The sequence below is a fragment of the Bradyrhizobium sp. 930_D9_N1_4 genome, from assembly GCF_052076015.1.
GTDB lineage: Bacteria > Pseudomonadota > Alphaproteobacteria > Rhizobiales > Xanthobacteraceae > Bradyrhizobium.
Genome location: NZ_CP197236.1, coordinates 5,936,615 through 5,958,984, shown reverse-complemented (window position 1 = coordinate 5,958,984; position 22,370 = coordinate 5,936,615). Strand labels below are relative to the sequence as shown.

Below are 22,370 nucleotides of genomic sequence, written 5' to 3'. Positions count from 1 at the left end.
TGCGCAAGCAGCCTGGGTCTTCAAAAATTCGACAGGAGAGGAGCGTTCAGAGATCCCGGGGCTTGAGCCGGAACGGCGCATTCATGCCGTGCTTGGCGCGCCAGGCGGGGCCCGGGCCGCGCATGTAGTGCAGCTCGGGCCGGTAGGGGCTGAAGGCGGTGGCGAAGAAGCGCTTCCAGAAGCCCTTGAGCTCGGACACGAGCCCGGACGCGTTCCCGGCGTCGACCGGAACGGCGATGGAATGGGTCTCGATCAGAGCCATGGTCGGCCTCGCTGTTCTCCCCGTTCATTCTGAGCAGGGGGCGCTTATGTCCGCGCATGACCGAGCTTTGGCCTGATTGATTAAAAGATGGTTTCAATTGTCCGGATCCGGGTCCGGATGGTGTCCGTCCAGTATTCATCCGTGGTGAACGGAGGGAAAACATTGCCCTTTGGGGGCGGGATCGCTACATCGGCGGCAAGCAAATCTCCTCAAATCGAAGGTATTCGGGACCCATGGCGCGCCAGTTCGTCTATTTCATGCAGGGCCTGACCAAGAGCTATCCGACCCGGAAGGTGCTCGATAACGTCCATTTGAGCTTCTACCCGGACGCCAAGATCGGCGTGCTCGGCGTCAACGGCTCGGGCAAGTCGACGCTGCTCAAGATCATGGCCGGCCTCGACAAGGAGTATAACGGCGAGGCCTGGGTCGCCCAGGGTGCCCGCGTCGGCTATCTCGAACAGGAACCGCATCTCGATTCCGCGCTCAGCGTGCGCGAGAACGTCATGCTGGGTGTCGCCAAGCAGAAGGCCATCCTCGATCGCTACAACGAATTGGCGATGAACTATTCCGAGGAAACCGCTGACGAGATGACCAAGCTGCAGGACGAGATCGAGGCCCAGGGCCTCTGGGATCTCGACAGCAAGGTCGACCAGGCCATGGACGCGCTACGCTGTCCGCCTGACGATGCCGACGTCACGAAGCTGTCGGGCGGTGAGCGCCGCCGCGTCGCGCTGTGCAAGCTGCTGCTCGACCAGCCCGACCTGTTGCTGCTGGACGAACCGACCAACCATCTCGATGCCGAGTCGGTGTCATGGCTCGAAGGTCATCTGCGCAGCTATCCCGGTGCGATCCTGATCGTTACCCACGACCGATACTTCCTCGACAACGTCACGAGCTGGATCCTCGAGCTCGATCGCGGCAAGGGCATTCCCTACGAGGGCAATTACTCGTCCTGGCTGGTGCAGAAGCAGAAGCGGCTCGAGCAGGAAGGCCGCGAGGACGCCGCGCATCAGAAGACGATCGCCCGCGAGCAGGAATGGGTCGCGTCCTCGCCGAAAGCACGCCAGGCCAAGTCCAAGGCGCGTTACCAGCGCTACGAGGAACTGCTCAAGCAGGCGAGCGACAAGCAGACCCAGACCGCACAGATCACCATTCCCGTCGCCGAGCGGCTCGGCGACAACGTGGTGGACTTCGAGACGCTCAGCAAAGGCTATGGCGATCGCCTGCTGATCGACGATCTCACCTTCAAGCTGCCGCCCGGCGGCATCGTCGGCGTGATCGGTGCCAACGGCGCCGGCAAGACCACGCTGTTCAAGATGATCACCAAGCAGGAAACGCCCGACAAGGGCACGATCACGGTCGGCGAGACCGTGCATCTCGGCTATGTCGACCAGTCACGCGATGCGCTCGACGGCAACAAGAACGTGTGGGAGGAAATCTCCGGCGGCAACGAGCTGATCCTGCTCGGCAAGAAGGAAGTCAACTCGCGCGGCTATTGCTCGTCGTTCAACTTCAAGGGCGCCGACCAGCAGAAGAAGGTCGGCGCGCTCTCCGGCGGTGAACGCAACCGCGTGCATCTGGCCAAGATGCTGAAGTCCGGCGCCAACGTTCTGCTGCTCGACGAACCGACCAACGACCTCGACGTCGACACGCTACGCGCGCTCGAAGAGGCGCTCGAAGATTTCGCCGGCTGCGCCGTCATCATCAGCCATGATCGCTGGTTCCTCGACCGCATCGCGACCCACATTCTGGCCTTCGAGGGCGAGAGCCATGTCGAATGGTTCGAAGGCAACTTCCAGGACTACGAGAAGGACAAGATGCGCCGGCTCGGCCAGGACAGCATCATCCCGCACCGCGTGAAGTACAAGAAGCTGACGCGGTGATTCCGGCATGATGCGGCGGGCGCTCATCGCTGCGGTGATCGTGGTCACCTGCGGATGGTCGTCCGCCCGCGCCGCCGACGCCGCCTTCACGCAATTCATCGCGTCGCTCTGGCCGGAGGCGCAAGAGGCAGGCGTCTCGCGCAAGACGTTCGACGAGCAGACGCGTGGGCTCGAGCCTGACTACAAGCTGCCCGATCTGATCCTGCCCGGACGCCCCGCGACCGGCGCGCCCTCGCAGGCCGAGTTCGTGCAGGTGCCGGCCGACTACGTCAGGGAAACCTCGATCGCGCGGCTTGCGGGCGAGGGGCAGCGTCTGCTGCAAAAATATCGTCCTGCACTGACCGAGATCGAGAAGAAGTCCGGCGTGCCTTCAACGGTCATGCTCGCGATCTGGGGGCGTGAGACCGATTACGGCCGCTACACGCTGCCTTACGATCTCGTGCGTGTGCTGGCGACGCAGGCCTATGTCGGCCGCCGCAAGGACACCTATCGCAACGAATTCATCCTCTCGCTGAAGATCCTCGGCGACGGCGTGGTGACGCGCAAGGACATGCGCTCGTCCTGGGCTGGTGCCACCGGGCTCACGCAGTTCCTGCCGTCCGAATATTACAAGCACGGTGTCGATTTCGACGGTGATGGCCGCACCGACATCTGGCATTCGGTGCCGGATGCGCTGGCGTCTGCCGCGCAGCAGCTCGTCAACAAGGGCTGGCAGAGCGGCGTGCGCTGGGCCTACGAGGTGCGGGCACCGGCGAAGGTCGATTGCACCACCGGCGTGCCGGAGGTGACGAAGCCGATTGGCCAGTGGCTGCGCGAAGGTTTCGTGCCGGTGCGCGGCGAGAGGCTCAGCGCCGCCGAGCAGGCGCAGCCGGCCTCGCTGCTTCAGCCCGAAGGCATTTACGGTCCGTCATTCCTGACGACGAAGAACTACTTCGTCATCAAGGAATACAATTTCTCCGACCTCTACGTGCTGTTCGTCGGCCATCTCGGCGATCGCATGACGAACCCGCAACCGTTCGCGACGCCGTGGGCGGCCTCGAAGCAAATGCGCACGAGAGATGTCGAGGCGATGCAGCGCGGTCTCACGCGGGTCGGGCTCTACAAGGACAAGATCGATGGCAAGGCCGGTATGCAGACGCGCGCCGCGCTCGGCGCCTATCAGAAGTCGGCAGGCCTCAAGGTCGATTGCTGGCCGAGCGAAGAGGTGTTGCGCTCGATCCAGGTGGCGCGGTAGCGAGCTCATCCCTTCGCCAAAGAAAAAAGCCCGGCCGATGATATCGGCCGGGCTTCGATCACGGCGCTCATGAGCGCCAAGCGATCAGATCAGTAGCAAACGCGAACCGGACGGACGATCCAGCCATAGCCATCCCAATAACGCTGGCGCTGCCAGTAGCAGGGCGGGGGCGGCGGGCCGGGCTCGGCGACGTAAACCGGACCACCATAGGCCGGACGGCTCGAGGCGATAGCGCCGCCGACGATGGCACCGCCGATCAGGCCGGCTGCGATGCCGACGCCGACGCCGTCATGCGCCTGGGCGGACGGAGTGGCGGTCACCAGCGAACCGGCGATCGTCGCAACCGTGAGGGCGGCAACTAGAATCTTCTTCATGCTCTTGGCTCTCCTGAGAGATAGGTCCTCTTGTTAGAGGCGCCCGGGTTTCAAAGGTTCACGCAGTCTTTGATGGAATTGGCCTTGCAGCTAGGAAGCGCGCAAATGGTCAATCCGCGGTAAACGCGCACGGAGCTGTGACGAGAAAAAGCGGTCTTTTTCAGGCCCGGAGATGAACGGCGCATCCGTAGTAAACCGGCGCAAATGAATCAGTCGCGATGAACCGGTTCGAGTCGCCTCAGCCACAGACGCGGACGCGACGAACGCGCCAGGCATAGCCGTCCCAGAAGCGCTGCTTCTGCCAGACACAGCCGTCACCATAGTAGCCGTCGGCGGCATAGCCCGGACCCGGTGCGTAGTAGCGGGGCGGGTAGTAACCGGGACCATAGCCCGGGCCATATCCGTAGGCCGGTCCGGGTCCGTAATAATACGGAGAGGCCAGCGCGCCGCCGACAATGGCGCCACCGATGATTCCGGCGGCTACGCCGGCGGCGACACCGCGCTGCGCATGGGCCGGAGTGCCGGCCGTCAGGGCCAGGGTGGCGACGGCAGCAACCGCCAGGAGCGACTTCTTCATGGGTTGGACCTCTTCATACGCGGAACTCTTTGGGGCCTAGGTTCCATACTCTGTTTGAACGATCAATGAACGGCACCTTTGCCGGGTGCGACCAATTGGTATGGGATCGCAGGTCCGCCAAGGAGGCGCCAAATGGGTAACGCGATGATCAATGCCTTGATCGCTGCCGGGGTTGTCTCCGCGGTCGGCTATGGCTGGTTCACCCATCTCCAGAACCGCGGTCGGCGCTCGCGCACGGCGGGCGGAAGTGACGGAAGCAGCAGCGGCGGCGGCGACAGTTATTCCGGACCCAGCGGCGGCTTCTCGCTCGGTAGCTGGTTTTCCAGCGACAGCTCGGGGAGCTGCTCCAGCAGCGATAGCGGCAGCAGCGGCGGCGATTGCGGAGGTGGCGGCGATGGGGGCGGAGGCGGTGGCGGCGACTAGGTCCGCCGCAATCTTGATCCAGCGCAACTCCCTATTTTAGAGCCGTTCTAGGCTGTATTTCGGCCAGTTTGGAATAGCTTCAAATACCGCTTTTTCCCTTTGCATCCGGACGGCCCGTTAAATATCGATGATGGCGCATCACCGAAGGGCCTGCCGCTTCCATGATCGTTTGTTCTTGTAACGTGCTGAGCGATGACGACATCCGCGCCGCCGTCGCCGAGTCCGACGACGCTGTGCGTCATGCCAAGCAGGTTTATGGATGCCTCGGCTGCAGCGCCGAATGCGGCCGGTGCGCCCGCACCATCAAGACCATCATCGACGAAGCGCTTGGCCCCTGTGCCAAGTCCTGCTGCTCCGGCTGCCCGCACAGCCACACCGTGGCCGCCAATGACGAGACGGCCGAGCCCGTCCAGTTTGCCCTCGCGGCCTGCTGAAAACTTCTGCAATCCCGACTGAGTTTTTCCCCGGCTGCGCCTCCGTAGCCGGTTGCCCTCGTCCTTAAACTGACTTAGAAGCGTTCTAAAGTCGGTTAGGGCCGATTTGGACGCAAGATTTGGAGTGCATCATGCAGGGCGACGCAAAGGTTATCGACTATCTCAACAAGGCGCTGCGCCACGAGCTGACTGCAATCAACCAATACTGGCTGCACTACCGCTTCCTCGACAATTGGGGCCTGCGGGACATGGCCAAGGTCTGGCGCAAGGAATCCATCGAGGAGATGGAGCATGCCGACAAGCTCACCGAGCGGATCCTGTTCTTCGACGGCTTCCCGAACATGCAGGTGCTCGATCCCTTGCGCATCGGCCAGAACGTCAAGGAGATCATCGAGTGCGATCTCGCCGCCGAGATGAGCGCGCGGGCGCTCTATCAGGAGGCGGCCGGCTATTGCAACAGCGCCAAGGACTACGTCACCCGTGACCTGTTCGAGAAGCTGATGAGCGACGAGGAACACCACATCGACTTCCTCGAAACCCAGCTCGACTTGATCGGCCGCATCGGCCTCGAGCTCTACACCCAGAAGCACGTCGGCGGACTTGAGGGCGAGGGGCACTAAGCTCCGGCGTTAGCCGCATACTCCCATGTCGTCCCCGCGAATGCGGGGACCCATAACCACAGGGCGTAATTGCGGCGCAAGCTGGTAACTCCGAGTCTTCGCCAAACCACTTCCTGTGGGTATGGGTCCCGGATCTGCGCTTCGCTTGTCCGGGACGACAGCTTGCCTGATCGCCCGCCTACAACTGCGTCTTGTAACGCTCTTCCACGATCTCCTGGCTCTCCGGTTCGCCGAGGCCCGTCTGGTCGTGAATGACCTGGCCGATGCTCGGCATCACCGAGCGCTGCACTTTCTCCGGCGCCCACAGTTTTGAGCGCATCAGCGCCTTGCCGCAGTGAAAATAGACTTCGCTGACGGCGACGTTCAGCACCGCGCGCGGCGGCTTGCCGAATTCCACCATGGACGCGAGCAGATCCGGATCGGCCGACAGCGTGCCGCGTCCGCCGACGCGTAGCGTCTCGTCGATCCCCGGGACGAAAAACAACAGATGCACGAAGCCGGAGCCTTCGACGACATTGCGAAAACTGTCGATGCGGTTGTTGCCGGAGCGGTCCGGCATCAGCAACTGGTTGGAGCCGGCGACATGGACGAAGCCGATGCCGCCGCCGCGTGGGGAGGCATCGACGCTGCCGTCGGTGCCCGACGTCGCGAGCACGCAGAACGGCGACATCTCGATGAACTTCCTCGCATGCACGTCGATTGCAGGGCGCGCTTTCGCGATCACGCGCGGGCTGGGCTTCGCATAGATGGTGGCGAGGTCTTCGGGGCAAAGGTCGGTCACGAAGGTCTCCCTGATTGAGGGCCTGAGGATATCATTCTCCGGCCGGACCGCTATCCCCCTTGTCGCCTCGCCTCGGCCAGTCGATCACGCCGGCGCAATACAGCGCCCACCAGATCAGCACCGGCTGAAGCGCCAGCCGCGGTCCGTGATAGAGCCAGCTATCGGGAAGAGGCGGAAGGTCGATACCCTCAAGCGCATGCTTGATGTTCGCCGGCCACACGCACAGCGCATAGAGCGCGAACGCAATGCCGGCCCACCAGCGCAGCGGCTTCGTCACCAGTGCAATCGCGCCTGCAATCTCGCAGATGCCGGTGATGAGGATGATTTGCGTCGCAAAGGGCACCCAGGACGGCGTGATCGCGAGCAGCTTTTCGGGAACCCAGAGATGCGCAATACCGGCTGCGATGTAAAACGCCGCCAGCACAAAGCGCATCACGGCGCGTGTTCGATCGTTTGCAGGAGCCATCAGCCGAACTAGCATGCGGGGCGCTACGGCGCCATCGCGCGGGCGAGCTCAGACCGCGTCCGCCGGCACGAAGCAACTGATGATGATCGCGCCGCGGTGGTGGACGTACCACACCACGGCCTCGCCGACCGGATTGCCGCGATCGCGGATGATGGCGCGATCGGGCACCTCCATCCATTGGCCTTCGATCGGCACCCAATAGGTGCCGCCACGGACGTCGTATTCAGTGCGATGCCCGTCGGAAATGTCGCAGCAGGGCACGCCGTTCGGCGCGATCACGCTCTTGAACCAGGCGCGAATGTCGGGCGGGACGTGGTCGTATTGGCCGTTGTCGAACGCGAACGCGGCGCTCGTCAGGGCCATTGTCGCGGCCAGCCAGACGCACAGTGCGAGCCTGTGCATGCGATCCTCCTCATCGCGTCTCGATTCTCGTTGCGATGATTAAGCCCGAGCGCTTGGCACATTGCATGCTCAAATAATATGCGGCGCGAGAGGCGCCATATATTTGCAGCGCACAATCAGCGGCGTGCCGATTCAATCGTCGGCAGCGGCACCGTTTGCAGCAACTCCCTGACTTGCTCGACGTAGAGCTTCGCGTTGCCGGTGGTGCCGTGGCCGCGCGTCTCTGTGCTCGCGGGGATCAGATACAGCTTGCCGTTCTTGACGCGCTTCATCGCAGCGTCCGTGATGCCGGTCTCCGGCGGGTTGCGCTCGTCGTCGGCGGAGTTGATCAGCAGCAGCGTCGCCTCGATCTGCTCCAGCTTCTCGCCGGCATTGTAGTCCTGCGAGGAGCTCCACTGATACAGGAAGTCGTTGGCATCCGCCGTGATCGGCGTCGCAAGCCGGTCGTCGACGATCTTGTCGGCCTTGGCCGCGGTCGGCGCCTGTTGCTGATAGAAAAGCGTGCCGCCGATGCTGGCGATGCCGTAGGCAGTGATGGCGTATTTCATCATGCGCGGCTGACTGGTGTAGTTGCCGCCATTGTAGTCGGGGTCGTTGCGGATGGTGTCGAGCATGATCCGCCGCATCATCCAGTTGCGCGACGCCATCTCGGTCGGCTGCGAGGCCATCGGCACCAGGGCGTCCATCGCTTTCGGATATTTTTCGCCCCACAGCCAGGTCTGCATGCCGCCCATCGAATTGCCGATCACGAGCCGCAGATGCTTGACGCCGAGCCCCTCCGTCACCAGACGGTATTGCGCCTCGACCATGTCGTCGTAATTGTATTTCGGAAAGCCCGTCTTCATGCCGTCGGACGGTTTTGACGATTTGCCGTGGCCGATCGCATCGGGGAGGATGATGTAATATTTGGACGCATCGAGCGGCTGGCCTGCGCCGAACATCTCGCCTGCGAAGGCGGGTGACAGCATGCTCGTGCCCGAGCCGCCGGTGCCGTGCAGGACCAGCACCGGCTGGCCTGAGGGTTCGCCGACGGTGGTGTAATGCAGCTTCAGTTCCGGCATGGTCTCGCCGGTGTGAAATTTGAAATCCCTGGCAGTCCAGTCACCCTGTTTCGGCGCTGGATAGTCGGCGGCCATCGCGGACGTTGAAACGAGCAGCAGGACGGTCGACAACGCTGCGCGAAAAGCTCTCATGTTTCTCCCCCCATGCGGCTCATGGTTGGCGGCCGCCGTTGCGGGAACCTTAGCAGAAGGATGGGGAAGGATGTAGGATTTTGCCGCCGCCGATCGTCTTCAAGAAAACGGGAGAGACTGCGTGTGCCGCAACATCAAGACCCTGTTCAACTTCGAGCCGCCGGCGACCGAGGACGAGATCCAGGCGAGCGCGATCCAGTTCGTGCGCAAGCTGTCAGGCTTCAACAAGCCGTCGCAGGCCAATGAGGAGGCCTTCGAACGCGCGGTGGCCGAAGTCTCGGAGGCCGCGCGAAGGCTGCTGACCTCGTTGCACACCCACGCGCCGGCGCGCGACCGGGAGGCCGAAGCGGAGAAGGCCAAGGAACGTTCGCGGCTGCGGTTCGGTTAGCGGTCTCGAACGTCCGTTCCGTGATCTGGCTCACGGTGAGGGCGGCCTCGACTTGCGATGATGTCTGCCGGGGTTTTGACAGCCCGGAGCACGACCATGAGCCGCCCCCTTATTCCTCTCAAAGCAGGTGCCGTCACCTTCACGGTGCTGTGGACCGCATGGATGATGTGGTGGAGCGGCTCCTACAGCAGCGCCAACCTCATCGTCCTGACGCTGTGCGGAACGCTGGTCGGCTATCTCTGGTATCGCGCCATGCGCTGGCAGTTCGAGCGCATGGGCATGCTGCCACGACGCGAGGATCGGACAGACTAGACGCGACTAATCCTTGTGGCCGTGCTTCTTCTTTTTCTTCTTTTTCTTGTGATCGTCGCCTTCGCCGTCATCGCTCTCGTTATCGACGATCGGCTCATCGGCTTCTTGAACGGCGGCCTCCAGTGCCTCGCGCTCGGCAGCTTCACGCTCGCGCTGGCGGCGGCGTTCGTCCCAGGCGTCGAAGAGTTGTTCGAGCCACGGCAGCACCTGCTCGATGGAGGGCAACTGGCCGGGCGGTCCGGCCTCGCCACGCGGGCCTTGCGAACCAGCCGGGCCTTGCGGCCCTACGGCTCCCCGCGCGCCGGCTTCACCGGGCTTTCCTGGCAGACCGGCCTTCCCTTGCGCTCCTGGCTTTCCGGCTGCACCCGGCTTGCCCTGCGGTCCCGGCTTGCCACGCGCGCCGTCCGGGCCGCGCTTGCCTGGATGCCCCTGCGGTCCCGGTCGTCCCGGCTCGCCCTGCCGTCCGCGCGCACCCTGCCGTCCCTGATCGTCTGCCACGCCACCACTCCCTTGACCGGAAGCAAGTTACTTAGCGGCGTTTGACGACAGCAGCAATTCCGCCGGCGCATCGCGCGGGGCTTGATCAACATCAATCGGCAGCACATCATGCGCTAGTCGTGATACGCGGGCACCTCGATGCCGGAGGCTGCATAGATCCTGATCTTGTTGCGCAGCGTGCGCACCGAGAGGCCAAGCACGCGCGAGGCCCGCGTGCGGTTGCCGTCGCAGCGCGCGAGCGTCTGGAGCACGAGCTCGCGCTCGACTTCGCCGACGGTTGCGCCGATCAGCAGCGGAACGATCTGGTCCGGGGAAAGGAATTGCGCGCCCGGCTCGGACGCAGCGACATGAACAGTGGTCATCAACACACCTCCCGATCAACGCCCGCTTCCATCTTTGGAAACGATCGAGAACAAACGACCCCCAAGCCGTAGATCTACGGTGGGCGGGTTTGGTTAACGAAAGGTTAATTCGGAACGGCCGCACCAGATGACCTCAGGAATACCCCGAAGCCGCCGCGATTGGCACGAGATGCATAGTGATGCGGACGTATCACCTTCACACCGTCCGATATCCGCCGTCCACCATCACGATCGTTCCCGTGACGTAGGCCGACAGGTCCGACGCGAGGAAGACCGCCGGGCCGACGATGTCCTCGGGCTTGCCGGTGCGTGCAAGGGGCGTGTGATCGACGAAGGCCTGCACCAGCGCGGGATTGGTCGCGCGCACATTGGCGTTGATGTTGGTCTCGATGAAGCCCGGCCCGATCGCGTTGACGCGAACGCCTTCCTTGCCGAGCTCGACCGCGAGCGCCTTGGTGAAGCCGAGCACGCCGTGTTTCGACGTCGTGTACGCCGCCGAGCTCGGCGTGCGCAGATGCACGAAGGACTGGATCGAACCGATATTGACGATGCGGCCTTTGCTCGCACGCAGGGGGCTGAGGAATGCTTGCGTCACGTTGAAGACGCCGTTGAGATTGAGCGAGATGATGTCGTTCCAGTCCTTCGCAACCACCTCGGTCTCCGCGGTGAAGGCGTTGCGGCGGGTGATGCCGGCATTGTTGACGAGGATCGAGACCTCGCCGACCATGTCGGCCACTTGCTTTGCCAGCGCGAAGCAATCCTCACGCTTTGTCACGTCGAGCGCAGAGCTCTCGGCCTTGCCGCCGGACTTGCGGATATCCGCGGCGGCTTCCGCGACCGTGTCCGCATTGACGTCGAGCAGGACAACTCGCGCGCCTTCGCGGGCGTAGCCGGCCGCGATCGCCCGGCCGATGCCGGAGCCGGCACCCGTGACGACGGCGATGTGGTTTGCGAGCAATGCCATGACAATTTCCTCCCGATTTCGTTTCTAAGTTTCATGAAAGGCTAACCCGAAATTAAGGGGTCGGAAACGGCGGCCTTGGCATACTGATCTTCATTGCTAAACGTTGCGCGCATGATGGAACGGCTTGAATCCTGGAAACTCGCTCTCGAACGCCTGCGGTCGGCGCAATCGGCCGATTGGGCCGAGGCAGGCCGGCTCGTGGCCGAGATCGTGCGGATGAGCACTGATACGACGCTGCGCCAGGCGGCCGAGCAGGCGCTTCCGGTGCTGCGTCAGGCCGTGGACAATGACGATCACAGCGTCACGCTGGCGGCCCAGCGCCGCGTCGGCGTGATCCTCGAGGTCGTCCACGATCTCACGGCGCCGCGCTTCGGCCGCCGTCACGCTGCGCCGAAGAAGCTGTCCAGCGAAGATCGCGCCCGCAGGATGCTCGGCCTGCCGCTCGCGGTGCAGCTTACCTGCGAGGACATCAACCAGGCCTATCGGCGCGCCGCCAAGGGCATGCATCCCGACCGGGGCGGCAGCGCGGAAGCCTTCATCGACCTCGCCGCCGCGCGCGATATCCTGATTCATCCCGGCGCGCACAAGGACGCGTGAGCGATCGAGATCTCGTAGGGTGGGCAAAGGCGCAACGCGCCGTGCCCACGATCTGTTTCATGATGGATGGAATGGTGGGCACGCTTGCGCTTTGCCCACCCTACGAAGCCTGAGAAAAACTGTATCAGCTCTTGTTCACGCAGCTCGGATAGGGCGCGGCTTCGCCGGCGACGATCGGGCAGAGGTCGATCGGGCCCAGCTCGAGCAGACGCTTCTGCCATCGGTCGTCATTGACCGGCGGCTCGTCCATCTCGGGGCCGCGCTCGGCCCACTGGATGGTGTAGTAGTCGGTGGTGCCTTTCAGCGTGATCAGCAGCGCGGTCTCGCTGTGCCGGGTCGGGCCGCTGTCGACGCGGCCGCAGCCGATCACGGCGGCGAAGCCTTCGAAGCGGCCGAATGTCATGGCGCCGAACGGCCGCGCGGCAAAGCTGTCGGGACAGGCCGATCTGAAGCCACCGGCGATGGTGCCCGCGAATTTCTCGGGTGAGGCGCCGGGCGTGAGCGTCATGCCCTTCTCGCCTGTCACGGTGATCATCTGCGTCCAGCGTTCGGGCGTCTCGCCCTTCAACACCGCTTCGCGGATGTAGTGGCCGCCCTTGGTGTTCTCGAACACGGCTGCGAAATTCGACGGCATCGCGAACGAGACGAGCTGGCCGAAGATCGGCGAGATCACGCGGAAGGATTGCGGAGCCTGCGCTTGCGCGGTGCCCGCGAGCAAAAGCGAAACGGCAAGAATTGCTGCTGTCGTCGGCGTGCGCATCGATTGGCTCCAAAGTCAAAAGCAATCGGGCAAGGATGCTAGCATGGCATCCTTGCCCGACCCTTGTCGTCCGCCGATCGAATCTTGACCTGCTGCTGTGGCGCTAACGCTGGGTGTCGTCGGAGGGCCATTGTAGTCGAAGGGCCACGGCCCGGACAGAATGTGAGTAGTTGCGCATGCTGGTCAGGTTCAAAGCGTGCGCGCGGGTTTGCGGCTGAAACCGACAATGCCTGCAAAGGAAAAGGGCGGACCGCTCGCGCGGCCCGCCCTCGAAATGCAATCTGTCGCGTGACGCCTAGAGCGTGCACTTGCGCTCGGCGCGCAGCTTGATCTGGAGGTCGGAGGCCGCGGTGAAGGTCGGGAGCGGCTTGCTGACGACCTTGTAGGTCGACACGCCCCACTGGAACGGCTTGTACTTGAGGTCCTCGTTCCAGACCTGGCAGATGCCGGTGTTGTCCCAGCGGATCACGTAATAGCCGACCGCCGCCGATGCCGGCGCGGCGAAAACGGAACTTGCGATGCCGGCAAAGGCACAAAGGGCGAGAACGCGACGCATGAAATATCTCCTGATGGGAACGTGACCGGAAACTCGTGCGGCAAAATGGTGCGGCTGGCAAGCCGGGCGACTGCCGATCACGGATATGTCAGATCGGGTCCTCCTTGCGGACTATGCCTTGGCCAGCGACGCCACCGCCTCGATCTCGATCAGCATCTTCGGATCGGGCAGGGCGTGCACCACGCAAGTTGTCCGTGCAGGGTAGGGCGGCGGGCCGAAGGCGCCGGCATAGAGCGCGTTCATCGCGGCGACGTCGGAGGCGCGGGTGAGCAGCACGTTGACCTTGGCGAGATCGCGAAAGGTCGCGCCGGCCTCGTCCAGCACGCGGCGGATGTTGACGACGACATTGGCGAACTGCGCGTCGAAGCCGTCAGGCAGCGCGCCATTGGCGTCGAAGCCGGGAATGCCGGAGACGAACAGGAGGTCGCCGACGCGCGTCGCAAAGGACAGCGGCGGCGACTTGACGTGCGGCGGGGGCGCGAAATGCTGGATCGGCATGGGAACACCTCGGATGGGTTAACGTGTGAGGGTAGCGACATGCGGGGACGTTGCAATCGGGATCGGGAGAGCGGTCAGGACAAAAGTGCGAAAACAACCCCATGCACAGTAGAAACCGCTCGGAAATCATTGGTGTTTTCAAGATTCGGGAAGAGCGAAATATGCGGTTGCGCCGTCGGGCAAAACAGGAGCAGAATGGCAAGGTGGAAAATGGCGCCGGTGCTCCAGACTCCGCCGTGTGCGGCCACAAACTCCCCCGTCATGCCCCGGCTTGATGTTTAGCCCGGACAGATCACTGACGGGTGTTCGGAGACATAGCTGACACATCAACATTGGCTGGATTGGTCCGATTCGGGAGGCCGTCCATGCCTTGGAATGAGGTGTCAGCAATGGATCAGCGCCATGAGTTTGTGCGGCTGGCTTTGCAAGAAGGCGCTAACCGGCGAGAGCTCTGCCGGCGGTTCAACATCAGCCCTGATGTCGGCTACAAGTGGCTGTCGCGCTGGCAGGCTGGCGATCGGGAGCTGACGGACCGATCCCGGCGCCCGCGCGCGATGCCCCAGCGGAGCGATGCGGCGGTTGAGGCCGAGGTCCTGGCTGTCCGCGACAAGCACCCGGCCTGGGGCGCGCGGAAGATCGCCCATTGCCTGAAGCGGAGCGGGCAGACGGTGCCTGTGCCGTCAACGGTGCACCAGATCCTGTGCCGGAACGGCCGGGTCAAACCAAGCGAGAATGCACCGCCAAATCCGGGGCACCGCTTCGAGAAGGAAGCTCCCAACCTGCTGTGGCAGATGGACTTCAAGGGGCACCTGCCACTCGCCAACGGGACGAGGTGCCATCCGCTAACGATCGTCGACGATCACTCGCGCTATGTTCTGTGCCTGAAGGCCTGCGCCGACGAGCAGCGTCTGACCGTGCAGGATCACCTGACGGCGACGTTCCGCTGCTATGGCCTGCCCGAGGCCTTCTACACCGACAACGGCTCCCCCTGGGGCGACACGTCCGGCGTTCGTTGGACCGGACTGAAGGTGTGGCTGCTCAAGCTTGGTATCAGGGTGATCCACGCCAGGCCGTGCCACCCGCAGGCTCGAGGCAAGAACGAACGCTTCCACCGCACCCTGAAGGCCGAGGTCTTTGCAATGCGTCGCTTCCGCAGTCTTCCGGAAGTCCAGCGCGCCCTCGACGCCTGGCGCCCTGTCTACAATCTGGAGCGCCCCCACCAGGGCCTCGACATGCACGTTCCCGCCGATCGCTTCCGGCCGAGCGTCCGGGTCATGCCGGCTCGCATTCCAAAAATCGAATACGACAGCGGCGAGATCGTGCGCAGGGTCTCATCGACGAGACCCTACGTCTCCTTCAAAGGACGCTTCTGGAAAGTTCCCCAGGCCTTCGCTCGCGAACGCCTTGCCATTCGGCCGCTGGATCGTGACGGCCACTACGGAATCTTCTTCGCAAGCTGGCAGGTCGCATCAATCGACTTGACCAGCGCCCAACCTGTCAGTGATGTGTCCGAACAGGTGTCAGCCATGTCTCCGGACTAAACACTTGACCGGGGCATCCAGTACGCCGCGGCTTCTCGATTCAATCGACCGCCTCTGGAATACTGGATCGCCCGGTCGAGCCGGGCGATGACAGTTGAGTAGGCTGTTGCACCTCGCGCCTCACAGAGATCCCCATCATGTTGCCGCCGCGATCGATCGGGTAGATTCGTCGCGTCTGATTCGCTTTCCCTCCCAGAAAATAGCCTCCGGAGACGCCCCATGAAGCTCGCTTCCACCTTTCGCGCCGCGCTGGTCGGCATGGCCGCGCTGGCCGGCATCTCGACCTCGGCGCTGGCCGACGGCGGCACCGTGGTGCTGACGATCTACAAGGCGGGCTGGATCATCGGCGGTTCCGGCGGCTCGGGCGTGCTGAACTTCCGCGGCCGCGCCTACTCGCTCTCCACCGGCGGGCTCGATTACGGCCTCGTGTTCGGCGGTTCCAAGACCGTGCTGCGCGGCCGCGTCTCCAACATCAACCGGCCCTCCGATATCGCCGGCGTCTACGGCGCCGCCGGTGCCGGCATTGCCGTCGGCCGCGGCGCTCGCGCCATCGTGCTCACCAACCAGAAGGGCGCCGTGCTGGAGCTCTCCGGCACGCAGGTCGGCCTGATGGCGAATGCGGATCTCAGCGGGCTCGCGATCACGATGCGGTAGGGGACGGTACCGTAGGGTGGGCAAAGCGAAGCGTGCCCACCAGCTCTCTCCGCAAAGACAGGCCTCACCCTGGGTTTCTTCCACCGCGACCGCGAGAGATGGTGGGCACGGCGCTTGCGCGCCTTTGCCCACCCTACGAGACCTGCGGACTACGCACTCACCAGCGCATGCACCCGCTCGCAATGCGCGACGAGATTTTTGTGCGCATCGACGAAGGCCTTCAGTGGCGTCGGGATCGGGAAGTAATAGATATTCGCGATGAAGCCGTAGATGCCGGCATCAATGCTGCCCGGCGTCGCGCCGTGCACGAAGCCAGCGGCGGGCACGATCTCCGCCAGCACCTGCAGATCGGCGAGGCCCCGCGCGTAGGCTTGCTCGGGCGTGTAGCGGCCGATGCCCTGGAAATGATAGCGCTGCGAATTATACGCCTTCGCCTTCTCGAAGCCATCAGCGTCGATCTGTGGATGCTGCGCGATGAAACCGTCGCGGAAGGCGGGATAGAAGCGCTCGTCCTTCCAGCGCGAATACGACATCACCCAGTAGAGATCGTCGAGCATGCGTGTGACCAAATGATTGGTCCACCGCTGTGCAGGCAATAGTGCGGCGTCGATGGTGAGGCGATACTTCGCGGTGGCGTGCGCGATAATCGTCTCGCTGTCGCCGATGGTCTCGCCGTCGTCGACGACGTAAGGCAGCTGCCCGCGCGGCGCGGCGGAGGCGTCGAAGACGTGCTCATGCACGAACGGCACGCCCGCAAGCTTCAGGAAGGCATAGACCTTGAGGCCGTAGCCGTTGTTGTCGGCGACGCCGAACAATTCCGGATAGGAGTAGAGGGTCAGCATTAGCGGGGGTATCCGGTCATGCTTCTGCGACTACCTCGCGGCGGAGGCAGCGGCGGCCGATGCCGCTCGTGAGGGTAAATAGCCTTCTTGCGCAACATTGGCTGCCGCGCCGTAATCCGCAAAGGCTGCGGCGTCGTTGCCCTTGGCTTGATAAGCGTTGCCCCGGTAGACCAGCGCTACGGCCTGATCCTTGCCGAAGGAAGCCTCGGCGGCCCTGCCATAACTGGCAATTGCTTCATCCAACCTGCCTTCGCCCTGGTAGAGGTCTCCGAGCAAGAGATAGGCCTTTGCGTCGCCCGGATTGAGTTCGACGGCCTTGCGAAAGTCGTTCGTCGCCAGCGTGAGGTCGCCCTTTTTCTTGAACATCTGCCCGCGCTCCAGATAGGGAAGCGGATTGGTCGGTTCGATCTTGATTGCCAAGTCATAGTCCGGGAGTGCGCGCTGCAAGTCGCCGTCCTGCTGATAAGCCAGAGCGCGCCCAACCAGCGCTTCCACGTTATCCGGTGAAATTTCCAATGCCGCGTGATAATCGGCGAGCGCGTGCGGGATTTCTCCTATCTTGCGATGAGCGTCCCCTCGCGCGATCAGCGCGGCCGTGATCGCTTGGTCTTGCGACTTGATTTCAAAATCCAGCATGTCGCGGCTTTCCTGCGGCGCAAGGGATGCAATTTGCCTGGCGCGCTGAAAATCGTTGAGCGCCTGTTCTTTGGCGCCCAGTTTCTGGTAGGCGTCCGCCCGCGCGAGCGTCGCGCCAAGGTCGCTCGGGTCAAGGTGAAGCACAGCCGTATAGTCGCTGATCGCTTTCTCGTTCTCGTTCGTCGCACTATAGTAACTGCCTCGCGCGAACCGGGCGCGCGCGCTGTCCGGATTGGCGGCGATATATCGATCCAGGTCCTCGATTGGATTTGGCAGAGTTCGAGAGGTGGGCCGCTCGCGCCGCTCGACTGCGCTGGCTGCTTGTCTCGTCGGAATTGGTGCTTCTATGGCAATGTCATCGTCTGGAACCGAAATCCGATTGCCCATCCAGATCTGGGTTGTGAAGATCAGGGTGACGGCCGCGATCCCGGCAGTCGCGATCTGGCCGCGCTCCTTGAGGGCATACAAGGCGAGTGTTTCCTTGAAAGCACCTTTGAACGCTTCGCCCAGTTGCTGCAGATCATTGGCCGTCGGTTTGAGTGCCGGGGCGTCCATGGTTAGCCACCCTCCTGCTTGAGCAACTTTCGCAGTGCTCGCCACTGCTCCACCATGAAGTAGATGGAGTAGATCACGATAACGAAGACAAGCAAGGCACTGTCGAGATAGAGGATGGCCGTCTCAACCGTCTCGAAGATCTTGAGCTTGTCGGCTGCGAGCGTCGTATAACTCGCAATTTGCCTGACGAGCATGATCGGAAGAACTGCGATCATGGCAATTCCCGAAAAGCCGAGTGAGGCCGCGAGCGAATGGCCGACGAGCCGAACGAACGGGATAAAGATGATCAGCAATGGTGACATGAGATTCCCCCAATCCCGTAGTCAGATTAACTTGCGTGCGAGGGAAAGTACAACCGTTCCTAGAGCAAATTTGGGTCCTTTAGCTGCCGGTCATTTCGGCGCACCGCCGCCTAGCACCCGCAAGCAATGGGGGTGTCGCAGTCCCTCCTGATGCAACGTGTCAACCTGCTAGCCTCGCCGTCGTCAACGACGTAAGGCAGCTGCCCGCGGGGCGCGGTGGAGGCATCGAAAACGTGCTCATGCACGAACGGCACGCCCGCAAGCTTCAGGAAGGCATAGACCTTGAGGCCGTAGCCGTTGTTGTCGGCGACGCCGAACAATTCCGGATAGGAGTAGAGGGTCAGCATCAGCGAAACTCCCTGCTAGCGTGTCGGCTCCCTGGCGCGCTTCTCCGTCGTCACGGCCTGCGCAGGCTTGCTCGCGCGGATCATCAGGAACGCTCCCGAATGGCCCGGCAGGTGCCAGCGTCCGTCGATCTCGGTTGCCTCGGCATTCACTGTGCCCTCGTAGGTCACGCTGTCATAGCCATAGCCGGGCGGCTCGTAACGCTTGACGAACGAGACTGCGCTGCCGGAGCGATGGCCCGCGAGCGAGGAATTGTGCGTGCTCAGCGGGCAGCCCGGCATCATGCATGGCTCGGTGACGCTTCCGCCGAGCGCGCCATGGGTCTCGACCAGCGTCGCCGTGAACGTGATCATTCCGACACCCGGCTGGATGTAGCTGCCGTCCCAGACACCTGAGAGGTCGTCGCTCATGGTGGTGGCTTCCCTGGATGATGCGGGCCGGTTGATCCGGCTCTTCCATCTCAAGTCGTATCGCCGCAGTGGCGGGCTTGCAACAGTCGGCGCATTCCGCGCGGACTCGTTCGATCGAAGGACGCTCGACATCCCCCACTCGACGTATGGATTCGGTCCTGACGTTTCCAGCAGCAAGGCCCGAGATGCGACGCTCATTGATCCGCTCCAAAATGCCGGGATTGCTTTGCGGCGGCGTACTGCTGGCCTGGTTTGCGCTCGCGGCACCGGCGCTGGCGGCGGACCTCGCAGCCTTCACCAAGGTGCCGCCGGTCGTGGCGTCGTCGTGGACGGGATTCTATGCCGGCCTCGGCCTCGGCTTCCGATCGACGCGGGCTGACCTCACCACCACATCGGTGCTGCAGGACGGCGTTCCCCGTGACATCAGCCGCAGCGTGGTGACCCAGCCGTTCGACGGCAGCGGTTTTCGCGTCAATCCCTATGCCGGCTACAATTGGCAGGTCGCGCCACATTGGGTGGTCGGTATCGAAGGCGATGTCGGCTTCGGTGACCAGAGCACGGCTTTGCCCGGGTTTCGCGCTTCGCCCTGGGCCGGCTCGTCCACCTTCGGGGTCGACAGCCTGTCGGTCAAAGCCGGCTGGGATGCGAGCCTGCGCGGCCGCGCCGGTTATCTGCTGACGCCGACGACATTGCTTTACGTGACCTCCGGCCTCGCTCTCCAGCACTATGACGTCACCCTGGTCTGCGTCAGCCCCAGCTGTGCCGGCAACGGGAGGTCACCTAATTTGATCTCGAATTCCGCGACCAAGACCGGCTGGACGCTCGGTGGCGGCGTCGAGACCGCGCTATGGGGCAACTGGCTGCTGCGCGCCGATTATCGCTATGCTGATTTTGGCTCCGCGCCGTTCAATTTCACGCGCACGGCGACCGCGGGCCCGGCGCTCACGGTCGACAATTTCGATGCCAAGCTGCGCACCCACACCGCAAGCGTCGGCCTCGCTTACAAGTTTGGCGAGCCTGTCATCGGCGGCCGCTTGCATCCGTTGCAAGCGCAGGCCGCGATGCTGCCGTCCTGGACGGGCGCCTATGTCGGCCTCGGCCTCGGTGCGCGCGCCACGCGCACCGATCTCACCACCACGTCGGAATCGCGCGCGGGCGTCACGGACGATCTCATCGGCCGCGCCAACAACCGTCCGATGGACAACACCGCGTTCCGCGCCAGCCCCTACGCCGGCTATCTCTGGCAGGTCGCCGCGCGATGGACCGCGGGCGTCGAGGGCGATTTTGGTTTTGCCGATCGCACCACCACGCGCGAAGGTTTCACCAGCATCTTCCTCGCGGACTCCCAGGCACAGGGCGAGAGCCTGTCGGTCCGCAGCCGCTGGGACGCGTCCTTGCGTGCGCGTGCAGGTTATCTCGTCAATCCGCAGACCATGCTCTATGCCACCGGCGGCGTCGCCTGGCAGAACTTCGAGCTGACCTCGACCTGCGTCAGCGCCACCTGCACCTTCTTCGCCCTGTCGCCTGCGATCATCAGCCAGTCGACCACGAAGACCGGCTGGACGCTCGGTGGCGGCCTCGAAACCGCGCTATGGGGTAACTGGCTGGCGCGCGCGGAATACCGCTATGCCGATTACGGCAAGACCGGCTTCACTGTCTCGCGCTCGAGTGGCCGGGCCGATCGCGATCCGTCGGCGAACACGTATGATGTCGCGATGCGCACGCATCTGGCGACGTTCGGGGTGACGTACCGGTTTCAGTGAGGGCGGCGAGGGAGGTGCGTAGGGTGGGTCAGCCTCGCGGCTGCGCGAAGCGCAGTCCGCTGGGCGTAACCCACCACTTCTGCTTCCGCGGTGACAGAAGCGGTGGATTACGCTGCGCTAATCCACCCTACGATCCCGATGCTGTGAACACCGCCAGTTGCGCCTCGAAAGCCCGCCTGAACGCCGGCCGCGCCTCGCCGCGGGCGACATAGGCCGCGATATCGGGAAACTCCTCGAGCAGCCCCGATGGGTTGAGCCTTCGCAGCACCGTCACCATCATGAGATCGCCGGCGCTGAATGCGCCATCGAGCCATTCGGCTTGACCCAGGCGCCGGGACAATTCGCCGAGCCTGACACGGACGCGCTCCTGCAGGACCGGCAGCCGCTCGGCGTACCAGCTCTTGTCGCGCTCGAACAGCATCGCCATCCCGAGCTCGACGATCGGCGGCTCCAGCGTGTTGAGCGCCGCAAACATCCATGCGATCGCGCGGCGCCTCGCGTTCGCGTCTTTCGGCAGCAACCCGTCGTGGCATTCGGCGAGATGCAGCACGATCGCGCCGGTCTCGAACAAGGTGAGGTCGCCATCCTCATAGGTCGGGATCTGCCCGAACGGATGCAGCGCAAGGTGCGCCGGCTCTTTCATCGCGGCGAACGAGACGAGGCGCACATCGTAGGGCTGGCCGACCTCCTCCAGCGCCCAGCGCACCCGCATGTCGCGCGCCTGTCCGCGGCCGCGGTCGGGCGAGGATTCGAAGGCGGTGATGGTGGGCATCGGGGGCTCCGGGGTGATGGTCGCTGGGTCCAGAGGACGAATAGCCGGGGTGGTTTTCGACAAGGTATCTTACGGCTGGCCAAAAAATCCCGCTCCCATTGTCGGAATGCCCATCCCTGCCGCGTCCTTAGAGCACCCGCGCGTCCCGCCCGAGCCGAAAGGATCCCCGCTTATGACCTCCATCACGCCGTTTCTCTGGTTCGACAACAACGTCCAGGACGCCGTCGCCTTCTACAAATCGGTGTTTCCCAATGCCAAGGTCGAGACCGTCAGCGACTTCATGGCGGTGTTCGAACTCGAAGGCCAGCGCTTCAACGCGCTCAACGGCGGCCCGCAATACCGCTTCAACGAGGCGGTGTCGTTCTTCATCAGCGTCGAGACGCAGGCGGAGGTCGACTATTTCTGGAGCCGGTTGATTGCGGACGGCGGCGAAGAGTCCCGCTGCGGCTGGCTCAAGGACAAGTTCGGCCTGTCCTGGCAGGTGATCCCGTCCGCGCTCGGGCGCTATCTCGGCGACCCCGACCGCACCAAGGCGAACCGCGTCATGCAGGCGATGATGGGGATGCGGAAGATCGTGATTGCGGATCTGGACAAGGCGTATGCGGGGTGAGGGGGCGACGGTGCCGTAGGGTGGGCAAAGGCGCGCCCCTCGCGCGCCGTGCCCACGCAATGCCGGGACTCACGGACAAGTCGTGGGCACGGCGCTGACGCACCTTTGCCCACCCTGGGAAGCTGGACCCTCATGGTGAGGAGGCGCGAAGCGCCGTCTCGAACCATGCAGGCCCGATTGTATCCGCGGCCATCCTTCGAGACGACCGCTGCGCGGTCCCTCAAGATGAGGTCGGTGGGTGTGGGCGCTCTTGTAGGGTGGGTTAGGCGAAGCCGTAACCCACCACGCTCCCGCGCACGCCGAACGAAGTTGGTGGATTACGCCGGGCGGACCGCGCTTCGCGCAGCCGCGGGCTA

At 63.6% G+C, this 22,370-nt stretch carries 30 protein-coding genes and 1 pseudogene; 12 read left to right on the top strand and 19 right to left on the bottom strand.

What is annotated here, in order from left to right; translation table 11 throughout:
• Positions 1-46: 46 nt before the first annotated feature.
• Positions 47-262 carry a hypothetical protein gene (locus AB7532_RS28405; RefSeq protein WP_441237988.1) on the bottom strand — a complete coding sequence of 72 codons (216 nt, stop codon included), beginning with the start codon at positions 260-262 and terminating at the stop codon, positions 47-49.
• 233 nt (positions 263-495) lie between these two features.
• Here AB7532_RS28405 and ettA point away from each other — a divergent pair, with 233 nt between their 5' ends.
• Complete coding sequence (gene ettA, locus AB7532_RS28400; RefSeq protein WP_441237987.1) at positions 496-2,145, top strand: energy-dependent translational throttle protein EttA; 1,650 nt, start codon at positions 496-498, stop codon at positions 2,143-2,145.
• Positions 2,146-2,152: 7 nt separating this feature from the next.
• Positions 2,153-3,379 carry a lytic murein transglycosylase gene (locus AB7532_RS28395; RefSeq protein WP_441237986.1) on the top strand — a complete coding sequence of 409 codons (1,227 nt, stop codon included), beginning with the start codon at positions 2,153-2,155 and terminating at the stop codon, positions 3,377-3,379.
• Between the two features lie 89 nt (positions 3,380-3,468).
• On the opposite strand, the gene AB7532_RS28390 is transcribed toward AB7532_RS28395, so the two are convergent.
• Positions 3,469-3,753, bottom strand: a complete 285-nt coding sequence (locus AB7532_RS28390; RefSeq protein WP_441237985.1) for a hypothetical protein — start codon at positions 3,751-3,753, stop codon at positions 3,469-3,471.
• A 238-nt stretch (positions 3,754-3,991) separates the two neighbouring features.
• On the bottom strand, positions 3,992-4,330 hold the full coding sequence (locus AB7532_RS28385; RefSeq protein WP_441237984.1) for a hypothetical protein: 339 nt from the start codon (positions 4,328-4,330) through the stop codon (positions 3,992-3,994).
• A 132-nt stretch (positions 4,331-4,462) separates the two neighbouring features.
• Here AB7532_RS28385 and AB7532_RS28380 point away from each other — a divergent pair, with 132 nt between their 5' ends.
• From AB7532_RS28380 to bfr, 3 genes are all read left to right on the top strand, one after another.
• Positions 4,463-4,753, top strand: a complete 291-nt coding sequence (locus AB7532_RS28380) for a hypothetical protein (protein ID WP_441237983.1) — start codon at positions 4,463-4,465, stop codon at positions 4,751-4,753.
• Positions 4,754-4,914: 161 nt separating this feature from the next.
• The gene (locus AB7532_RS28375) at positions 4,915-5,187 is read left to right on the top strand and encodes a (2Fe-2S)-binding protein (RefSeq protein WP_008140302.1); all 273 of its coding nucleotides are present in this window, start codon (positions 4,915-4,917) and stop codon (positions 5,185-5,187) included.
• A gap of 131 nt (positions 5,188-5,318) precedes the next feature.
• Positions 5,319-5,807, top strand: a complete 489-nt coding sequence (gene bfr, locus AB7532_RS28370) for a bacterioferritin (protein ID WP_092021671.1) — start codon at positions 5,319-5,321, stop codon at positions 5,805-5,807.
• Between the two features lie 178 nt (positions 5,808-5,985).
• Here bfr and AB7532_RS28365 read toward each other — a convergent pair whose 3' ends face one another.
• From AB7532_RS28365 to AB7532_RS28350, 4 genes are all read right to left on the bottom strand, one after another.
• Positions 5,986-6,588 (bottom strand): pyridoxamine 5'-phosphate oxidase family protein, encoded by a 603-nt coding sequence (locus AB7532_RS28365; protein WP_441237982.1) that lies wholly within the window; start codon positions 6,586-6,588, stop codon positions 5,986-5,988.
• Positions 6,589-6,619: 31 nt separating this feature from the next.
• Positions 6,620-7,054, bottom strand: a complete 435-nt coding sequence (locus AB7532_RS28360; protein WP_441237981.1) for a DoxX family protein — start codon at positions 7,052-7,054, stop codon at positions 6,620-6,622.
• A 48-nt stretch (positions 7,055-7,102) separates the two neighbouring features.
• On the bottom strand, positions 7,103-7,456 hold the full coding sequence (locus tag AB7532_RS28355) for a hypothetical protein (protein ID WP_441237980.1): 354 nt from the start codon (positions 7,454-7,456) through the stop codon (positions 7,103-7,105).
• Between the two features lie 116 nt (positions 7,457-7,572).
• The gene (locus AB7532_RS28350; protein ID WP_441237979.1) at positions 7,573-8,649 is read right to left on the bottom strand and encodes an alpha/beta fold hydrolase; all 1,077 of its coding nucleotides are present in this window, start codon (positions 8,647-8,649) and stop codon (positions 7,573-7,575) included.
• A gap of 121 nt (positions 8,650-8,770) precedes the next feature.
• On the opposite strand from AB7532_RS28350, the gene AB7532_RS28345 reads away from it, so the two are divergent.
• Positions 8,771-9,037, top strand: a complete 267-nt coding sequence (locus tag AB7532_RS28345) for a DUF2277 domain-containing protein (RefSeq protein WP_441237978.1) — start codon at positions 8,771-8,773, stop codon at positions 9,035-9,037.
• A gap of 96 nt (positions 9,038-9,133) precedes the next feature.
• Complete coding sequence (locus AB7532_RS28340) at positions 9,134-9,349, top strand: hypothetical protein (RefSeq protein WP_441237977.1); 216 nt, start codon at positions 9,134-9,136, stop codon at positions 9,347-9,349.
• Positions 9,350-9,355: 6 nt separating this feature from the next.
• Here the strand turns inward: AB7532_RS28340 and AB7532_RS28335 are convergent, their stop codons facing one another.
• The 3 genes from AB7532_RS28335 to AB7532_RS28325 form a co-directional block, all read right to left on the bottom strand.
• Complete coding sequence (locus AB7532_RS28335) at positions 9,356-9,847, bottom strand: collagen-like protein (protein ID WP_441237976.1); 492 nt, start codon at positions 9,845-9,847, stop codon at positions 9,356-9,358.
• A 113-nt stretch (positions 9,848-9,960) separates the two neighbouring features.
• Complete coding sequence (locus AB7532_RS28330; RefSeq protein WP_441237975.1) at positions 9,961-10,209, bottom strand: helix-turn-helix domain-containing protein; 249 nt, start codon at positions 10,207-10,209, stop codon at positions 9,961-9,963.
• 196 nt (positions 10,210-10,405) lie between these two features.
• Positions 10,406-11,173, bottom strand: a complete 768-nt coding sequence (locus AB7532_RS28325; RefSeq protein ID WP_441237974.1) for an SDR family NAD(P)-dependent oxidoreductase — start codon at positions 11,171-11,173, stop codon at positions 10,406-10,408.
• Between the two features lie 111 nt (positions 11,174-11,284).
• On the opposite strand from AB7532_RS28325, the gene AB7532_RS28320 reads away from it, so the two are divergent.
• Positions 11,285-11,770 carry a J domain-containing protein gene (locus tag AB7532_RS28320; RefSeq protein ID WP_441237973.1) on the top strand — a complete coding sequence of 162 codons (486 nt, stop codon included), beginning with the start codon at positions 11,285-11,287 and terminating at the stop codon, positions 11,768-11,770.
• 124 nt (positions 11,771-11,894) lie between these two features.
• On the opposite strand, the gene AB7532_RS28315 is transcribed toward AB7532_RS28320, so the two are convergent.
• The 3 genes from AB7532_RS28315 to AB7532_RS28305 form a co-directional block, all read right to left on the bottom strand.
• Positions 11,895-12,530: a hypothetical protein gene (locus tag AB7532_RS28315; protein WP_441237972.1), complete on the bottom strand. Its 636-nt coding sequence runs from the start codon at positions 12,528-12,530 to the stop codon at positions 11,895-11,897.
• Positions 12,531-12,825: 295 nt separating this feature from the next.
• Positions 12,826-13,086 carry a hypothetical protein gene (locus AB7532_RS28310; protein ID WP_441237971.1) on the bottom strand — a complete coding sequence of 87 codons (261 nt, stop codon included), beginning with the start codon at positions 13,084-13,086 and terminating at the stop codon, positions 12,826-12,828.
• A 111-nt stretch (positions 13,087-13,197) separates the two neighbouring features.
• Positions 13,198-13,584, bottom strand: a complete 387-nt coding sequence (locus tag AB7532_RS28305; protein WP_441237970.1) for a RidA family protein — start codon at positions 13,582-13,584, stop codon at positions 13,198-13,200.
• Positions 13,585-13,949: 365 nt separating this feature from the next.
• Here AB7532_RS28305 and AB7532_RS28300 point away from each other — a divergent pair, with 365 nt between their 5' ends.
• On the top strand, positions 13,950-15,125 hold the full coding sequence (locus AB7532_RS28300) for an IS481 family transposase (RefSeq protein ID WP_441233930.1): 1,176 nt from the start codon (positions 13,950-13,952) through the stop codon (positions 15,123-15,125).
• Positions 15,126-15,344: 219 nt separating this feature from the next.
• The gene (locus tag AB7532_RS28295; protein WP_441237969.1) at positions 15,345-15,779 is read left to right on the top strand and encodes a hypothetical protein; all 435 of its coding nucleotides are present in this window, start codon (positions 15,345-15,347) and stop codon (positions 15,777-15,779) included.
• A gap of 149 nt (positions 15,780-15,928) precedes the next feature.
• Here AB7532_RS28295 and AB7532_RS28290 read toward each other — a convergent pair whose 3' ends face one another.
• The 5 genes and pseudogenes from AB7532_RS28290 to AB7532_RS28270 all read right to left on the bottom strand — a co-directional run bounded on the left by AB7532_RS28290 (position 15,929) and on the right by AB7532_RS28270 (position 18,869).
• Positions 15,929-16,621 carry a glutathione S-transferase family protein gene (locus AB7532_RS28290; RefSeq protein ID WP_441237968.1) on the bottom strand — a complete coding sequence of 231 codons (693 nt, stop codon included), beginning with the start codon at positions 16,619-16,621 and terminating at the stop codon, positions 15,929-15,931.
• A 30-nt stretch (positions 16,622-16,651) separates the two neighbouring features.
• Positions 16,652-17,812 carry a tetratricopeptide repeat protein gene (locus AB7532_RS28285; protein WP_441237967.1) on the bottom strand — a complete coding sequence of 387 codons (1,161 nt, stop codon included), beginning with the start codon at positions 17,810-17,812 and terminating at the stop codon, positions 16,652-16,654.
• 2 nt (positions 17,813-17,814) lie between these two features.
• Positions 17,815-18,114 carry a hypothetical protein gene (locus AB7532_RS28280; RefSeq protein ID WP_441237966.1) on the bottom strand — a complete coding sequence of 100 codons (300 nt, stop codon included), beginning with the start codon at positions 18,112-18,114 and terminating at the stop codon, positions 17,815-17,817.
• Positions 18,115-18,287: 173 nt separating this feature from the next.
• Positions 18,288-18,461 (bottom strand): annotated as a pseudogene (locus AB7532_RS28275) (glutathione S-transferase family protein); the annotation flags it as partial.
• A 15-nt stretch (positions 18,462-18,476) separates the two neighbouring features.
• Positions 18,477-18,869, bottom strand: coding sequence for a hypothetical protein (locus AB7532_RS28270; RefSeq protein ID WP_441237965.1), 393 nt, complete (start codon positions 18,867-18,869; stop codon positions 18,477-18,479).
• Between the two features lie 212 nt (positions 18,870-19,081).
• Here AB7532_RS28270 and AB7532_RS28265 point away from each other — a divergent pair, with 212 nt between their 5' ends.
• Positions 19,082-20,632 carry an outer membrane protein gene (locus tag AB7532_RS28265; RefSeq protein ID WP_441237964.1) on the top strand — a complete coding sequence of 517 codons (1,551 nt, stop codon included), beginning with the start codon at positions 19,082-19,084 and terminating at the stop codon, positions 20,630-20,632.
• Between the two features lie 127 nt (positions 20,633-20,759).
• On the opposite strand, the gene AB7532_RS28260 is transcribed toward AB7532_RS28265, so the two are convergent.
• On the bottom strand, positions 20,760-21,404 hold the full coding sequence (locus tag AB7532_RS28260; protein ID WP_441237963.1) for a glutathione S-transferase family protein: 645 nt from the start codon (positions 21,402-21,404) through the stop codon (positions 20,760-20,762).
• Positions 21,405-21,576: 172 nt separating this feature from the next.
• On the opposite strand from AB7532_RS28260, the gene AB7532_RS28255 reads away from it, so the two are divergent.
• The gene (locus tag AB7532_RS28255) at positions 21,577-22,014 is read left to right on the top strand and encodes a VOC family protein (RefSeq protein WP_441237962.1); all 438 of its coding nucleotides are present in this window, start codon (positions 21,577-21,579) and stop codon (positions 22,012-22,014) included.
• The last annotated feature ends 356 nt before the right edge of the window (positions 22,015-22,370 follow it).

Excerpts from the sequence above, each read along its gene's own strand:
- AB7532_RS28405 (WP_441237988.1), bottom strand. The coding sequence starts at position 262 with ATGGCTCTGATCGAGACCCATTCCATCGCCGTTCCGGTCGACGCCGGG.
- ettA (WP_441237987.1), top strand. The coding sequence starts at position 496 with ATGGCGCGCCAGTTCGTCTATTTCATGCAGGGCCTGACCAAGAGCTAT.
- AB7532_RS28395 (WP_441237986.1), top strand. The coding sequence starts at position 2,153 with ATGATGCGGCGGGCGCTCATCGCTGCGGTGATCGTGGTCACCTGCGGA.
- AB7532_RS28390 (WP_441237985.1), bottom strand. The coding sequence starts at position 3,753 with ATGAAGAAGATTCTAGTTGCCGCCCTCACGGTTGCGACGATCGCCGGT.
- AB7532_RS28385 (WP_441237984.1), bottom strand. The coding sequence starts at position 4,330 with ATGAAGAAGTCGCTCCTGGCGGTTGCTGCCGTCGCCACCCTGGCCCTG.
- AB7532_RS28380 (WP_441237983.1), top strand. The coding sequence starts at position 4,463 with ATGGGTAACGCGATGATCAATGCCTTGATCGCTGCCGGGGTTGTCTCC.
- AB7532_RS28375 (WP_008140302.1), top strand. The coding sequence starts at position 4,915 with ATGATCGTTTGTTCTTGTAACGTGCTGAGCGATGACGACATCCGCGCC.
- bfr (WP_092021671.1), top strand. The coding sequence starts at position 5,319 with ATGCAGGGCGACGCAAAGGTTATCGACTATCTCAACAAGGCGCTGCGC.
- AB7532_RS28360 (WP_441237981.1), bottom strand. The coding sequence starts at position 7,054 with ATGGCTCCTGCAAACGATCGAACACGCGCCGTGATGCGCTTTGTGCTG.
- AB7532_RS28355 (WP_441237980.1), bottom strand. The coding sequence starts at position 7,456 with ATGCACAGGCTCGCACTGTGCGTCTGGCTGGCCGCGACAATGGCCCTG.
- AB7532_RS28350 (WP_441237979.1), bottom strand. The coding sequence starts at position 8,649 with ATGAGAGCTTTTCGCGCAGCGTTGTCGACCGTCCTGCTGCTCGTTTCA.
- AB7532_RS28340 (WP_441237977.1), top strand. The coding sequence starts at position 9,134 with ATGAGCCGCCCCCTTATTCCTCTCAAAGCAGGTGCCGTCACCTTCACG.
- AB7532_RS28330 (WP_441237975.1), bottom strand. The coding sequence starts at position 10,209 with ATGACCACTGTTCATGTCGCTGCGTCCGAGCCGGGCGCGCAATTCCTT.
- AB7532_RS28325 (WP_441237974.1), bottom strand. The coding sequence starts at position 11,173 with ATGGCATTGCTCGCAAACCACATCGCCGTCGTCACGGGTGCCGGCTCC.
- AB7532_RS28320 (WP_441237973.1), top strand. The coding sequence starts at position 11,285 with ATGATGGAACGGCTTGAATCCTGGAAACTCGCTCTCGAACGCCTGCGG.
- AB7532_RS28315 (WP_441237972.1), bottom strand. The coding sequence starts at position 12,530 with ATGCGCACGCCGACGACAGCAGCAATTCTTGCCGTTTCGCTTTTGCTC.
- AB7532_RS28310 (WP_441237971.1), bottom strand. The coding sequence starts at position 13,086 with ATGCGTCGCGTTCTCGCCCTTTGTGCCTTTGCCGGCATCGCAAGTTCC.
- AB7532_RS28305 (WP_441237970.1), bottom strand. The coding sequence starts at position 13,584 with ATGCCGATCCAGCATTTCGCGCCCCCGCCGCACGTCAAGTCGCCGCCG.
- AB7532_RS28300 (WP_441233930.1), top strand. The coding sequence starts at position 13,950 with ATGCCTTGGAATGAGGTGTCAGCAATGGATCAGCGCCATGAGTTTGTG.
- AB7532_RS28295 (WP_441237969.1), top strand. The coding sequence starts at position 15,345 with ATGAAGCTCGCTTCCACCTTTCGCGCCGCGCTGGTCGGCATGGCCGCG.
- AB7532_RS28290 (WP_441237968.1), bottom strand. The coding sequence starts at position 16,621 with ATGCTGACCCTCTACTCCTATCCGGAATTGTTCGGCGTCGCCGACAAC.
- AB7532_RS28285 (WP_441237967.1), bottom strand. The coding sequence starts at position 17,812 with ATGGACGCCCCGGCACTCAAACCGACGGCCAATGATCTGCAGCAACTG.
- AB7532_RS28280 (WP_441237966.1), bottom strand. The coding sequence starts at position 18,114 with ATGTCACCATTGCTGATCATCTTTATCCCGTTCGTTCGGCTCGTCGGC.
- AB7532_RS28270 (WP_441237965.1), bottom strand. The coding sequence starts at position 18,869 with ATGAGCGACGACCTCTCAGGTGTCTGGGACGGCAGCTACATCCAGCCG.
- AB7532_RS28265 (WP_441237964.1), top strand. The coding sequence starts at position 19,082 with ATGCCGGGATTGCTTTGCGGCGGCGTACTGCTGGCCTGGTTTGCGCTC.
- AB7532_RS28260 (WP_441237963.1), bottom strand. The coding sequence starts at position 21,404 with ATGCCCACCATCACCGCCTTCGAATCCTCGCCCGACCGCGGCCGCGGA.
- AB7532_RS28255 (WP_441237962.1), top strand. The coding sequence starts at position 21,577 with ATGACCTCCATCACGCCGTTTCTCTGGTTCGACAACAACGTCCAGGAC.